The 13,423-nt window shown below is 54.2% G+C and carries 12 protein-coding genes; 4 read left to right on the forward strand and 8 right to left on the reverse strand.

Translation table 11 applies throughout. The annotated features are described in order from the left end of the window. Positions 1–30: 30 nt before the first annotated feature. Positions 31–1,626 (reverse strand): choice-of-anchor I family protein, encoded by a 1,596-nt coding sequence (locus JF44_RS0115505; protein WP_156111702.1) that lies wholly within the window; start codon positions 1,624–1,626, stop codon positions 31–33. 186 nt (positions 1,627–1,812) lie between these two features. Between JF44_RS0115505 and JF44_RS0115510 the strand changes: the two genes are divergently transcribed. From JF44_RS0115510 to JF44_RS0115515, 3 genes are read left to right on the forward strand one after another with little or no spacing between them, the layout of a single operon-like run. Next, entirely contained in the window at positions 1,813–2,859 is a 1,047-nt protein-coding gene (locus tag JF44_RS0115510; RefSeq protein ID WP_033069842.1) for an NAD(P)/FAD-dependent oxidoreductase, read from the forward strand. A 23-nt stretch (positions 2,860–2,882) separates the two neighbouring features. Beyond that, positions 2,883–3,083, forward strand: coding sequence for a DUF2256 domain-containing protein (locus JF44_RS20210; protein ID WP_081944462.1), 201 nt, complete (start codon positions 2,883–2,885; stop codon positions 3,081–3,083). Continuing rightward, a complete protein-coding gene (locus tag JF44_RS0115515; RefSeq protein WP_033069843.1) occupies positions 3,073–3,375 on the forward strand; it encodes a DUF3253 domain-containing protein in 303 nt (100 codons plus the stop codon). The genes JF44_RS20210 and JF44_RS0115515 overlap by 11 nt, the downstream gene beginning before the upstream one ends. Before the next feature lie 6 nt (positions 3,376–3,381). Here the strand turns inward: JF44_RS0115515 and pgi are convergent, their stop codons facing one another. The 7 genes from pgi to JF44_RS0115550 all read right to left on the reverse strand — a co-directional run bounded on the left by pgi (position 3,382) and on the right by JF44_RS0115550 (position 11,615). Then, complete coding sequence (pgi, locus tag JF44_RS0115520; RefSeq protein ID WP_420340867.1) at positions 3,382–5,013, reverse strand: glucose-6-phosphate isomerase; 1,632 nt, start codon at positions 5,011–5,013, stop codon at positions 3,382–3,384. A gap of 161 nt (positions 5,014–5,174) precedes the next feature. Then, on the reverse strand, positions 5,175–6,134 hold the full coding sequence (locus tag JF44_RS0115525; RefSeq protein WP_033069844.1) for a PfkB family carbohydrate kinase: 960 nt from the start codon (positions 6,132–6,134) through the stop codon (positions 5,175–5,177). Between the two features lie 145 nt (positions 6,135–6,279). Then, positions 6,280–6,879 (reverse strand): tyrosine phosphatase family protein, encoded by a 600-nt coding sequence (locus tag JF44_RS0115530; RefSeq protein WP_033069845.1) that lies wholly within the window; start codon positions 6,877–6,879, stop codon positions 6,280–6,282. A gap of 123 nt (positions 6,880–7,002) precedes the next feature. Then, positions 7,003–7,974 (reverse strand): agmatinase, encoded by a 972-nt coding sequence (gene speB, locus JF44_RS0115535; RefSeq protein WP_052065964.1) that lies wholly within the window; start codon positions 7,972–7,974, stop codon positions 7,003–7,005. 77 nt (positions 7,975–8,051) lie between these two features. Further along, entirely contained in the window at positions 8,052–9,557 is a 1,506-nt protein-coding gene (locus JF44_RS0115540) for an aldehyde dehydrogenase (RefSeq protein WP_033069846.1), read from the reverse strand. An 84-nt stretch (positions 9,558–9,641) separates the two neighbouring features. Beyond that, positions 9,642–10,190: a cupin domain-containing protein gene (locus JF44_RS0115545; protein ID WP_033069847.1), complete on the reverse strand. Its 549-nt coding sequence runs from the start codon at positions 10,188–10,190 to the stop codon at positions 9,642–9,644. A gap of 42 nt (positions 10,191–10,232) precedes the next feature. Next, positions 10,233–11,615 carry a glutamine synthetase family protein gene (locus JF44_RS0115550; RefSeq protein WP_033069848.1) on the reverse strand — a complete coding sequence of 461 codons (1,383 nt, stop codon included), beginning with the start codon at positions 11,613–11,615 and terminating at the stop codon, positions 10,233–10,235. A gap of 313 nt (positions 11,616–11,928) precedes the next feature. Between JF44_RS0115550 and JF44_RS0115555 the strand changes: the two genes are divergently transcribed. After that, positions 11,929–13,299 (forward strand): aspartate aminotransferase family protein, encoded by a 1,371-nt coding sequence (locus tag JF44_RS0115555; protein WP_033069849.1) that lies wholly within the window; start codon positions 11,929–11,931, stop codon positions 13,297–13,299. The last annotated feature ends 124 nt before the right edge of the window (positions 13,300–13,423 follow it).

Genomic DNA, 13,423 nt, shown 5'->3' on the forward strand with positions numbered 1-13,423 from the left:
CCCACATCCGAAATCTGTCTGGAATGTTGATTACTTCAGGTCATAAACCTTGGTGCTACCCGATACTTCGGACGCCACCACCAACATGGCATTGCCGGTCGGGCTGTCGTTTGCGTCAACAAATTGCAGACCTTCTGGCGCCAGTTCACCGGCAGTATCGTTTTCCGGATTGCCCGAGAAACGACGATCGCTGTGATATGTTACGAACTGCGGGTTGGTCGGGTTGGTCAGGTCGTAGACCATGAAGCCACCCTGACGTTCCAGGCCGACGAATGCATAAGGTGTACCATTGACATAACCACTGGCGATGCCTTCGGGTTCCGGGCCCTTGTCATCAGAACGGTTGTCGCGGCTATAGTTTTCCGTATCCGAGGAATTGAAAACATTGGCGTAGTCTGCTGCAAGGATCTGCTCGAATGCGTCACCGCTGTCAAAGACCATCTCGCCGTCCGCGTTCAGGACCGAGAACGACCGCGCGCCATAGCTATAAATCACATCCACATCGCCATCAAAGTCGATATCGCCCTGGGCGGTTGTGGTTTTCAGGCGACCAAGGTTTTCATCCTTCTGCAGGGTGCTTGCCGTCGGGTATGCCACCGGATCAAGGGTCAGTTTGCCAACGCGGGTTTCCTCGCTATAGCCGTCATAATCACGTGCATCGCCTTCGTTGGCGATCAAAACCCACTCCTTGCCATCAATATTGATCACATCAATGGTGTCGGGCATATACATGCCCATCACCGGCCAAGTGCGAATATTGATCTTGCCGTCCTTGTCGCTGGCGTCAAAGGCATGAACCGAATGGTCCTTGAAACCAAGGCCAGCTATGCGTTTGACCGTCGCAGTTTCGATATCGATGATGGCAACCGCGTTGTTTTCCTGCAGCGAGACATAAGCGGTTTTGCTGTCCTTGGAGACAGCGATATATTCCGGTTCTACATCCTGTGCGACGCTTGAGCTCCCCGGGTTCGAGGTGCGCATGCCATAAGGCAGTTTACCGCCATTCAGGAAATTGAAATCAACCGTGCGAACATCATCATCCGACACGTTGTCTGCGCCACCAGTCATGGAGATGATCGAAACGCTTCCTTCCGGATCAATGGTGAAGGCATCATTCGGTTCGCCCTCGTTTGCGACCAGAACATATTTGCCATCGGGTGAAAACTTGATCATGTCGGGCAGCGCACCGACGGTGACAGCCGAGATAAAGGTGCCTTCGGTATCAAAGAAAACAGCCTGACCCGGTGACTGTTTGTCGGCATTTTCAACCACCACGGCGACAACACCATTCATCACGGCAACACTGTTGCCCCCCTTGCCCCAGCTCGACAGATCGATCACGCCAACCTTGGTCAGCTCGGACGGGTTTGACATATCAAGAATATCGATCACCTTGTCCGCGCCATTGACAACAAAAATGCGTTTTGTCACCGGATCGAACGCCGGGATTTCTGCGGCACTTTCGTCAAGCATCCCTGTGCGATATTCGCCCATCGGTACAATCGTGATCGGATGCGCGCCTGCATTGATGACGTCATCCGCCATCATGGCATGATCGGACGACGTGCCAGCACAGGCACTCAGAAGCAATGAAACAGCAGCACTCGCCATCAGTGAAGAACGCATGTTTTCCCCCTTGGAATAACCTTCAACAAAGTGTGCAGCCTGCTGGTTTGCTGTAACGGTTTGATGACCCGGTGGTGACAGTTTCATAATTTTCTTATGGCAGGCGCTGCTCCAACCGGGTGAATTTCCCGTACCAAAATGACAGAACCACGACGCCATGGGGTGTCTGCGAACAGGAGTGCTCCGATGCCAAAGATGTCGAAAGTCAATATTGCCGTGATTGGTGCCGGAATGGCGGGGCTCAAGGCTGCCAGCACCCTGCACAGCATCGGCATGAACGTCACCGTGTTTGAAAAAAGTCGCGGTCTTGGTGGTCGTCTGGCTTCCCGGCGCACGGAATTCGGACATTTCAATCACGGCGCACAATATGTAACGGCCCGAGATCCGGGATTTGATGCCTTCCTTCAGGAAGCGACGGAATTTAACGCCGCCCGGAACTGGACCCCCAATCTGCATCGGGGCACTCGCGCCGACGCAACGGCGGATGCAGGCTTATCGCCGATTGCGCGCCATGTCGGGAACCTGGCTGTTGAACAGTGGTATCAAGGCGCACCACAGATGAACAAATTGATCCGCCCACTTGTTTTGCCGTTTACCATCCAAAAGCAGCATCGCATTACCCGGATTGAACCGCTCAATCAGCGAAGCTTCATGCTTCATGATGATCTGGATGGTGCATTTGGTCCGTTTGACGGTGTAATCGTCACCGCCCCTGCCCCTCAAACGGTTCAACTTTTGCAGCCACTTTCGTCACGCTACACCCCGATTTCCGACGTGGTCATGGCCCCGTGTTGGTCGGTAATGGTGGCATTCGAAAAACCATTTCCGACCGGGTTTGATGCCATGCTTTACCCAAGCCCCGAAATCAGCTGGGCTGCGCGCACAGCCCAAAACAACGATATTTTCCATCGTCGCACCCCGGACCCATGGGTTCTGCACGCCAGCCCGGAATGGTCACGTGCGCACCTGGAGGAAGACAAGGACCGGGTGATTGAAAAGCTCCTGGCGGCTCTTCGCAATGCCAGCGGCATCAAACTGCCCGAACTGCATTCCGTGCAAGCGCATCGCTGGCGCCATGCCCGCACCGAAGTGCCCCTTGGCAAAAGCCACCTTAACGGCATGAACGGGCGCGTGATCGCGGCTGGTGACTGGTGCCTTGGCGCACGGGTCGAGGCCGCATGGCGAAGCGGGCAGACTGCCGCACATGCCATGATCGAAACCCTGCTTGGATAATTTGAAAAACTGATCGCATCACAATGCCCAAAAATGCCAACGGACATCGCCACAGCAAAACAAACCTGCCAGAGAAAACCTGCGTGATCTGTGCGCGTTCGTTTAACTGGCGGCGCAAATGGAAGGATTGCTGGGACACCGTGCGCTATTGCTCTGAGCGGTGCCGCCGGCAAGGCAGAAATCCGCAAGCTTCGACATACCGGGCCATCGGTCATGATGTTTGATCCGCACGATGAAGGCCAGCCGACCTATGCGGTTCTGCGCCAACGAATGATTACTCTGGCGACACGGCGCGGGGCAGACAAAACGATTTGCCCGTCCGAAATTGCCAAGTCATTTGGCTCGCACTGGCGAAGCCTGATGCCGCGCGTGCATCAGGTGGCAGATCAACTTTGCGCCGAGAGAAAACTGGTATTTGAAAAGGGCGGCATCAGCCATGGCCAACACCGCCCTTCGGGTCACTATCGATTGCGTATCGCCCCGGGTAATCCGGATGCCCCGGATGCCCAAAATTAATCGACCTTAGCCTCGCAACGCATGCAACCGCTTGATCAGACCGGCAGTGGAGGCATCACGTGCCCCGGCATCTTCCTTGCCTTCGACCATCGGAAGCAGTTCCTTGGCAAGCTGTTTGCCAAGTTCAACGCCCCACTGGTCATAGGAATTGACGTTCCAGATGATGCCCTGAACAAAGATTTTATGTTCATACATCGCCACCAATCGCCCCAAGGTAAAGGGATCAAGCTGCTTATAAAGGATCATGGTGCTGGGCTTGTTGCCATCAAACACCTTTTGCGGTGCCAGCACATCGATCTCGGCCGGGCTTAAATCACTGTTAGCCAATTCTTCGCGCACTTCGGCCTCGGTCTTGCCACGCATCAGTGCTTCTGCCTGTGCCAAGCAATTTGAAACCAGCTTGTCATGATGATTGGACAGCGGATGCAGCGCATTGGCCGCCATAATGAAATCAACCGGGATCAGTTCAGTGCCCTGATGGATCAGCTGATAAAAGGCATGCTGGCCGTTCGTGCCAGGCTCCCCCCAGATGATCGGGCCGGTTTCATAGGCAATCGGTTGGCCATCACGCGTAACCGATTTGCCGTTGCTTTCCATATCGGCCTGCTGCAAATAGGCCGACAAGCGCGAAAGATGCTGATCATACGGCAGGATAGCCTGGCTTGATGCGCCCAGCACATTGCGATACCACACCCCGATCAGACCAAGGATCATCGGAATGTTGGTTTCAATCGGTGCGGTTTTGAAATGGTTGTCCATCGACTGCGCACCGCGCAGCAATTCTTCGAACTTGTCATAACCCACCGCCAGAATGATCGGCAATCCAATTGCTGACCACAGGCTGTAACGCCCGCCGACCCAGTCCCAGAAACCAAACGCATTGTCGGTATCAATGCCAAAGGCCGCGACCTTATCAAGGGCAGTTGAAACGGCGACGAAGTGCTTGGCAACAGCCGCCTCGTCCTTAAGCATCCCGACAAGCCAGTCACGTGCCGAATAGGCATTGGTCAGTGTCTCGTCGGTGGTAAAGGTCTTGGATGCGATGATGAAAAGTGTGGTTTCAGCATCAAGGAATTTCAGCGTATCGACAATATGCGCGCCATCAACATTGGACACGAAATGGCAGCGAATGCCATCAATATGATAGGGACGCAGCGCCTCATTGACCATCACCGGGCCAAGGTCAGACCCGCCAATACCGATATTGACGACATCGGTGATTTTCTTGCCGGTATGGCCTTTCCATTCGCCGGAATGAACCCGTTTTGCGAATGCTTTGAGACGCGCCAACACATCCTTGACGGCGGGCATGACGTCTTTGCCGTCGACCTCGACCGGGCCACCGTCGAGATTGCGAAGGGCTGTATGCAACACCGCACGGTTTTCGGTGACATTGATTTTATCACCGGCAAACATCCGGTCGCGCCAACTTTCGACATTGGCCGCCTTAGCCAGATCAACCAATGCCGCCATGACATCATCGGTGATCAGGTTTTTGGAATAATCAACAAACAGATCATTAAGCGCCGCACTATAGCGTTCAAACCGTGCGGGATCATCGGCAAAGGCCTGCCGCAGAATGAGTTTTTCGGAAACGTCCACGCCCAGTTGATCAAGCTTTTCCCAGCTTGCCGTCATCTTGTCAGCTGCCATACCACCCTCGGCCCATTCAAATTCATTCACAACAATACGGTGCTATTGCCAACAGGCTAACACGCGTTTCAAACCATATGTGGGACAGTTTGCAGAATGTTGCGGCCTTGTGGTCCTGATGCCGCAACATCCTTGTTATTCGCAACTTAATGTGCCGAAAGAAAGGCTTCGACTTCGTGCTCGGTCGGCAGTGCATTGATTGCGCCGCGCTTGGTCGCCGTGATCGCGCCCACCGCATTGGCAAAGCGACATGCGGCTTTAAGCTTATCCTCGGCCCCCAGAATATCCGGGTCTTTTAGCAAGCGCGACAGGAAGCCTGCCGTGCAGCCATCCCCTGCCCCAGTTGCATCAACAGCGGTGATTTCAAAGGACGGAACAAACCCATCAAAGTCCGGTGTGATATAACGTGATCCCTTGGGACCATAGGTCACGATCATCGCACGCCATTGGTCACACCAAAGATCCTTGATGCCTTCTTCAAGGTCATCCTTACCCGAGACAAAGGTGATTTCCTCGTCCGACATCTTGACGACATCGGCCTGACTGATCGCGAGACGCAGGATTTCACGGGCCTTTTCCGCGCTCGGCCACAGCGGCAAGCGCAGGTTCGGATCACATGAAATGATCGCGCCGTTTTCACGCGCAATCTTTATCGCCTCAAGCGTTGCGGCACGCGGATCATCATCGATCATGCAAAGGGTTCCGTAATGGAATAGATCGGTTGATTTCAGCATGTCCTGATCAAGGTCTGCGGGGCTTAACAGCATGTCGGCCGACGGGCTGCGATAGAATGAAAATTCACGTTCCCCGTCCGCACGCAGCGACACGAAGGCAAGCCCGGTCAGCGCTTCTTTGGTAAGCACAATGCCCGATGTATCGACATTGTCGGCCTTAAGGGTATCAACCAGAAAATGACCAAAGGCATCATCACCAAGCTTGCCGATAAAGCCGGTTTCGATCCCCAGACGTTGCAGTCCCACAGCCGCATTCCCCGGTGCGCCGCCTGCGGCCTTGGCAAAGGCCGGCGCATCGGCAAGACCGGTGCCGGTCACCGTCGGAACAAAATCAATCAGCAGTTCCCCAAGACAAACAGCTTTGGCTGTCATGACGTTTCTCCGTTCGGAATATCCGCAACAAAGGCGGATCAGTTATATATGGCCTGTGGGACCCACCGTCTTTTAAATCGATTCAATTTCCCGTGCAAACCAAAACCCGCTTAGGGTCAGGACCTATTAATGATCGCCCGTATCATCACACTTTTTGCGCGCCTAGCGCCCGACCAAAATCAACCTCGCGCATGCGCTCAAGTTCTGTCATCCAGCGTTCAAACATCGCATCACGTTCCAGTTGAATGGCATAATGGCGTTGCAGGGCCGCGGTCAGGCGCCCCTGACGGCCAAGAAGGTCATCGGCAAACCCGATCATGACCGAATTCGGCCATGCAATCGGGCGCATTTCACGAATAGTGGTGAAAATGCTGTCTTCATCGCGATCAGGTTCGCATTGCGCCATCAAGGTAATCATCGCCGCAGTCGAGCGCGATACACCCATGTGACAATGCACCAGCAAATGACCATCACGACGGCCTGCCATCGTATCTTTCAGGGCATCGCCATATGCAAGGATTGCTTCAACATCGGCCCTGGTCGGGGCCGGACGGCCTTCCTTGTCTTCGATTACGTCATGGAACCGCAAGACCGTGCGTTCGTGGGGAGTATAACTTCCAAAAATACCGGGATCTTCACGTTCGGGATCAAGAACGGACAGGACATGGGTGACACCATGGCTGCGATGGGTGGGCAGCTCATCAATGCCGCAAATGGTCAGGCGCGAAAGTGCGATTGGTTTCATTTCCTTGGTCTCCTGTCTGCGTTTCTTTTTCTGGCCCCTATCAGAGCACAGGAAAATGAAAAAACAAGGGCCGGTATCGTTAAATGATACCGGCCCTGTTCTATTTCGTGCTGAAGTCGCGGATCACTTTGCGCGGTTAACAGCATGAATATTCAGCATTTCCCACGCCATGGTCGCACCGGCAAGCGATGTGATGTCTGAAACATCATAAGGCGGGGAAACTTCGACCACGTCACTGCCGATCAGGTTCACGTGGCCTGCCAGCCGGCGCAGGATCGAGACCGCCTGATGGCTGGTCAAACCGCCCAGAACCGGTGTGCCGGTGCCCGGCGCATAGCACGGATCAAGCCCGTCAATGTCAAAGGTGATATAGGCCGGATTGTCGCCCACAGTCGCCTTGATCTTTTCGACAATGGCGTCAATCGACATCGCCTGAACATCCGGGCCATAGAGGATATTGAACCCATGCGTCGATTCATTATGAGTGCGAATACCGACCTGAATGGATTTTGACGGGTTCACAATTCCCTTTTGGGCGGCATGCCAGAACATGGTGCCGTGATCAATACGATCACCATCATCTTCCCAGGTATCTGAATGGGCATCGAACTGGATCAGAGAAATACCATCACCGTATTTTTCGGCATGCGCCTTTAGCACCGGATAGGTGATAAAGTGATCGCCACCGATTGTGAGCATCTTGGTACCTGTCTGCACGATGTCACGTGCGTGGTCTTCGATCATTTCCGGAAGTTTTTCCGGATGGCCCGGATCAATGACCATGTCGCCATAATCAATCACGGCCAGTTCGGCAAAGATATCACGCCCGGACGGGAAATGCGGCGCCCATGCCAAATTGGTCGATGCCCGACGCACCCCTTGCGGGCCAAGACGCGTACCCGGACGGCTTGATGTCGCCAGATCATAGGGAATACCCGTCACCGCGACATCAATCCCGTTCAGGTCACGGGAATAGCGACGCCGCATGAAAGACAGCGCCCCGGAATACATCGGTTCGCTGGTGTTCTGATGCACGGATTTTGCCGTAAAGGCGTTATCGCCGCCCTTGGTATCAATGACCCCAGTACTGCTCATATCTTGATCCTTCTCACTTCCATTTCCCAAACCATCCCGGACCTTCTGCACAACAGCGGTCAACGGGAAGCTATTTTTCAGGCGTTACCCAGTGCAATCCACGTCGACTTGATCTCACAATACTTGTCAAGTGCATGCAAGGAACGGTCACGCCCGGTGCCGGACTGCTTGTACCCACCAAACGGCATGGTGATCGATCCACCGTCCCAGCAGTTCACCCAAACAAGGCCAGAACGCAATTTCTTTGCCGTCATGTGCGCTTTGTTGATATCGCGCGTCCAGACAGCAGCCGCCAAACCGTATGGCGTGTCATTTGCCGTTTGAACCGCTTCTTTCCAATCCTTGACCGAAATAACCGACAGAACCGGGCCAAAGATTTCTTCCCTGGCAATCGTCATGTCGTTCTTGATGCCATCAAAGACGGTCGGCTCGACATAATAGCCGCCAGATTCGCTGCGAACCCGCTTGCCACCGGTCCGCAAAACGCCGCCTTCGCTGGACCCTTTTTCGATATAGCCCAGAACCCGATTCATCTGGTTTTCATCGACGATCGCGCCCATTTGGCTTTTCGGATCAAGCGGATCGCCCGGCTGCATTTTCGCACCCGCAGCGATGACCTTTTCGATGAATTCATCCTTGATGCTTTCTTCGACAATCAGGCGCGAACCAGCTGTGCAGACCTCACCCTGATTATAGAAAATACCACCCGCTGCTGCGGCGGCGGCCGCATCCATATCCGGGCAATCGGCCAGAACGATGTTCGGGCTTTTGCCCCCGCATTCCAGCCAGACGCGCTTCATGTTTGAAAGCCCGGAATACTGCAAGAACAGCTTGCCGACTTCACCCGACCCGGTAAAGGTCACGCAATCAACATCATCATGCATGCCAAGCGCCTTGCCGGCCGTCGGGCCAAAGCCCGGAACAACGTTCAGAACGCCTTCGGGGATGCCGGCCTCGACCGCGATTTCCGCAACACGCAAGGCGGTCAACGGGGACTGCTCGGCCGGTTTCAGGATGATCGAATTGCCCATCGCCAAGGCCGGTCCAAGTTTCCAGACAGCCATCATCAGCGGGAAGTTCCACGGCACCACAGCGGCAACAACGCCAAGCGGCTCGCGGGTGATCATGCCGATTTCACTGGTGCCAGACGGCGCTATTTCATCATAAATCTTGTCAATCGCCTCGGCGTACCAACGGATGCACTTGTAAGACAGCGGAATGTCATCACGCGCAGCAAGCGTGATCGGCTTGCCCATATCAAGGCTTTCAAGCAGTGCCAGTTCGCTCGCATTCTTTTCAAGAAGATCCGCGAAATGCAGCATGATCGCCTTGCGTTTTGCAGGCGCGGCTTCCGACCAGCTTCCTTTTTCAAACACTGCACGTGCCGATGCGACCGCACGGTTGACGTCTTCGACATCGCATTCGGCAACCTTGGTCAGAACCGATCCGTCACGCGGGCTGATGCAATCAAATGTCTTGCCGGATGCGGCATCGACATAGGCCCCGTTGATGAACGCCTTGTTGCGGATATCAAGGGCCGCAGCCTGTGCGGTCAGTTGTTCAAAATTCATCGGATTGGTCATCGCAAGTCTCCTGACGGATGGCGCGTTTGGTTCTTGTTTAAGTTTGAAGGGTGCATGCAGGCATGATGACTGCATGATCTGTCATCAATATGACGGTGGCGTTGCGGCACTGACGACTTCGCACTCACCGTCTCCGACATTGCGAAAACGATGGGGAATTTCCGCATTAAAGTAATAGGCATCACCGGGGCCAAGAACCTTGACCCGTTCCCCAACTGTTACCTCAAGCTTTCCACGGACGACAACACCGGCTTCCTCGCCCTTCTGGACAATCAGGTTGTCACCGGTATCCCCGCCCGCAGGATAGGTTTCATGCAGCACGCGCAGGTTACGATCCTTGCGCGAGGCGCCAACAAGACGCATCGACATCGTCCCGTCGGCAAGTTCGACAAGCTCTTCTTTTTTAAAGAAGATTTCTTCACCGTTATCGAGGTCGATGGTGAAGAAATCGATCAGGCTCATGGGAATGCCTGCCAACACCTTGGCGAGGCTGTCCACAGACGGGCTGACCCGGTTCTGTTCAATTGTCGAAATCGTACTGTTTGTAACACCGGCACGACGCGCCAGTTCGCGCTGCGACAACCCATACATGTTGCGCACCGCTTTCAGACGATCTCCTACCTTTTGCGACATTCCCGTAGTTCCCCATCGAAGGTTTTTTATGGTTTTGTGCGATCACACAGCGTCGAGATACCAGCGATATTCAAGCTGGGTGACCTCGGAGAAGAATTCATCATATTCCGCACGCCGGCAGACATCGAACACATCGACAAACCGTTCGCCGAGATATTCCTTGACGATGTCACCTTCGACAAACCGGTCGAGGGCTGAAATCATGCTGCGCGGGACGATCTTGCCGCCATGCTGCTCATAACCGTTGCCAGTGGTCGGCTCACCCGGGTCAAGTTTGTTTTTCATGCCGTGATGCATGCCTGCAAGTACACAGGCCAGCACCAGATACGGGTTGGCATCGGCACCCGAAACACGGTGTTCCACGCGTGCGGCCTTGGGGCTACCCGCCGGAATACGCAGGGCCACGGTCCGGTTGTTCAAACCCCAGTTGGGTGACATCGGCGCATAGGCCTTGTTCTGGAACCGGCGGAACGAATTGGGGTTCGGTGCAAAGATCGCCATGCTTTCAAACATGCTTTCCTGCAGACCGCCAATCGCAAAGCGCAGATTGTCTGAGACTTCCTCGTCACCAACCGGTGACAGCACGTTGTTGCCATCCTTGTCACGCAGGGACACATGAACATGCAGGCCATTACCCGCCTGATCGGAATAGGGCTTTGCCATGAAGGTCGCGGTGACCCCGTGATCCCAGGCAATCCCTTTAACCACGCGCTTGAGCTGCATGGCATGATCTGCCGCCAACATCGGGTCGGTTACATGACCAAGATTGATTTCGAACTGACCCGGACCCGCTTCGGCAACGATGGTATCGGCCGGAATGCCCTGACGGTTAAGTTCGGCAACTGCGTCATGAAGAACCTTTTCAAAGTCCTCAATCTGCTGCAGGCCATAAACCTGCACGCCATCAGATGCGATTCCCCCGCCAAGCGGTTGGGGTGGCAGCGGTTCTGCTGTTTGTTCGTTCTGATCGGCAAGATAGAATTCAAGTTCAAGAGCGACCGTTGGATAGAACCCATCGGCTGCCATACGATCCACAACACCCTGAAGCACATTACGCGGATCGGCAAAAAACCTTGAACCATCAAGGTTATACAGGCTCATCATCACCTGTGCGAGCGGCAGTTCGCCGTAGGGCACACGGCACAAGGTTCCCGGGATCGGTTTTGCCAGATTGTCCTGGTCACCGCTCGACCAAAGGAGCCCTGTTCCTTCCGGGTTATCACCCGTGATGTCTACAAGACATACGGATCCCGGCAGATTGATGCCTTCCTGAAAGCTTTTGAGGAATTTCTGTTTGCTGATTCGCTTGCCACGAAACACGCCATTGATATCTGGGATCAACAGTTCGACAAGTTCGACATCAGGGTTTTCTTCAAAGAATCGTTGGGCTTCTGCCCTACTGTCTTCGACGAACGACTTGTTCATCGTCTTATACTCCCGGAAAAGCCTTGTATTAAGGGGGTTATCCCTGAACGCATGGTGCCGTGCCGGAATGTCCCGGTCAAGCCCCTTCGTTCGATATATCGTGCAAATCCTGCAGTGCAGAAAAAACAGTCGATTAAATTCACTCCACATCAAGGAACAGGCTGCAGGAAAGACTGGATAACGAAAAACACCTCTGAACCGCAGAAAAATTTGTCGAAAAATCCTCTTGCAATGGTGTTCGAAAAAACGAACACTGGCCGCAGATGTTCAACATATCGCACAAAGCAGACCAGCATAGCTGTCAGGAGACGTTATGAATAATTTCGACAAAACCGCCTATTGGCAGGACATTGACCAAGCCCACCACATTCACCCGTTTACCGATACGGCGGATCTGAACAACCGTGGCACCCGGGTTATCACACGTGCTGATGGTGTCTTTATCGAAGATTCCAACGGCAATCGCTATCTCGATGGCATGGCGGGTCTGTGGTGCGTAAACATCGGTTATGGCCGCAAGGAACTTGCCGAAGCAGCCTACAAGCAGATGCTTGAACTGCCCTATTACAACAACTTCTTCCAATGTGCGAATTCGCCCGCGATTGAGCTTTCAAAAGTTCTTGCGGAAATCACCCCCGAAGGCCTGAACCACGTTTTTTACGCCAACTCCGGGTCAGAAGCGAACGACACGGTTGTCCGGATGGTGCATCAGTACTGGAACCTTAAGGGCAAACCTGAACGCACCCACATCATCAGCCGCAAGAACGCCTATCACGGCTCCACCGTTGCCGGTGCATCGCTTGGCGGGATGTCTGGCATGCATTCGCAGGGCGGTGCGCTGGTACGTGACATCGTACATATTGACCAACCCTATTGGTACGGCGAAGGCGGCGATCACACCCCCGAGGAATTTGGACTGATTGCGGCGCGCAAGCTTGAAGAAAAGATCGAAGAACTTGGTGCAGACCGCGTTGGTGCCTTTATTGGCGAGCCAATCCAGGGGGCCGGTGGTGTGATCATTCCGCCGTCAACCTACTGGCCGGAAATTCAGCGCATCTGCAAAAAATACGACATTCTTCTGATTGCCGATGAAGTCATTTGTGGCTTTGGCCGGACCGGCGAATGGTTTGGCTGTGACACCTTTGACATCAAGCCCGACCTGATGCCGATGGCCAAGGGCATGTCTTCGGGCTATTTGCCGATCTCGGCCGTCATGGTTGGCGACCGGGTGGCGGATGTTCTGATCAATGAATGCGGTGAATTCACCCATGGCTTTACCTATTCCGGTCACCCGGCAGCCGCAGCAGTGGCCCTTGAAAACATTCGCATCCTGCGTGAAGAAAAGATGGTCGACCGCGTCAAGGACGATATCGGTCCTTATTTTGCCAAGGCGCTTAAAACCCTTGAAGATCACCCGTTGGTCGGAGCGGTTGAAACGGTCGGCCTGATTGCCGGCATGCCGCTTGTAGATGACAAGAAAACTCGCAAGATGTTCGACAAGCCGGGCACGGTCGGCACCATGTGCCGTGATGCCTGTGTGGCCAATGGTGTGATCATGCGCGCCTGTGGGGATCGCATGGTTCTGTCCCCGCCTCTTTGCATTACCCATGACGAAATCGACGAGCTTGTCAAACGTGCGCGCGCTGCCTTTGATGAGACCGCCAAGAAAATCGGCAAAATGTAACCGCAGGCGGAATATCTTTGATTATAATCGCTTAACGAAAGACCCGGCATGAAATATCATTGCCGGGTATTTTGTTTCCCGCCCCCAAGCTGCCCTGCCGACTGTCCTCCCATTCGCCCAAAGA

The sequence above is a fragment of the Thalassospira australica genome, assembly GCF_000763295.1.
Classification (GTDB): domain Bacteria; phylum Pseudomonadota; class Alphaproteobacteria; order Rhodospirillales; family Thalassospiraceae; genus Thalassospira; species Thalassospira australica.

Coding starts and splice junctions, on each gene's coding strand:
- JF44_RS0115510 (WP_033069842.1), top strand. CDS start 1,813: ATGCCAAAGATGTCGAAAGTCAATATTGCCGTGATTGGTGCCGGAATG.
- JF44_RS0115525 (WP_033069844.1), bottom strand. CDS start 6,134: ATGACAGCCAAAGCTGTTTGTCTTGGGGAACTGCTGATTGATTTTGTT.
- speB (WP_052065964.1), bottom strand. CDS start 7,974: ATGAGCAGTACTGGGGTCATTGATACCAAGGGCGGCGATAACGCCTTT.
- JF44_RS20210 (WP_081944462.1), top strand. CDS start 2,883: ATGCCCAAAAATGCCAACGGACATCGCCACAGCAAAACAAACCTGCCA.
- JF44_RS0115515 (WP_033069843.1), top strand. CDS start 3,073: ATGATGTTTGATCCGCACGATGAAGGCCAGCCGACCTATGCGGTTCTG.
- JF44_RS0115545 (WP_033069847.1), bottom strand. CDS start 10,190: ATGTCGCAAAAGGTAGGAGATCGTCTGAAAGCGGTGCGCAACATGTAT.
- JF44_RS0115530 (WP_033069845.1), bottom strand. CDS start 6,879: ATGAAACCAATCGCACTTTCGCGCCTGACCATTTGCGGCATTGATGAG.
- JF44_RS0115550 (WP_033069848.1), bottom strand. CDS start 11,615: ATGAACAAGTCGTTCGTCGAAGACAGTAGGGCAGAAGCCCAACGATTC.
- JF44_RS0115540 (WP_033069846.1), bottom strand. CDS start 9,557: ATGACCAATCCGATGAATTTTGAACAACTGACCGCACAGGCTGCGGCC.
- JF44_RS0115505 (WP_156111702.1), bottom strand. CDS start 1,626: ATGCGTTCTTCACTGATGGCGAGTGCTGCTGTTTCATTGCTTCTGAGT.
- JF44_RS0115555 (WP_033069849.1), top strand. CDS start 11,929: ATGAATAATTTCGACAAAACCGCCTATTGGCAGGACATTGACCAAGCC.
- pgi (WP_420340867.1), bottom strand. CDS start 5,013: ATGACGGCAAGCTGGGAAAAGCTTGATCAACTGGGCGTGGACGTTTCC.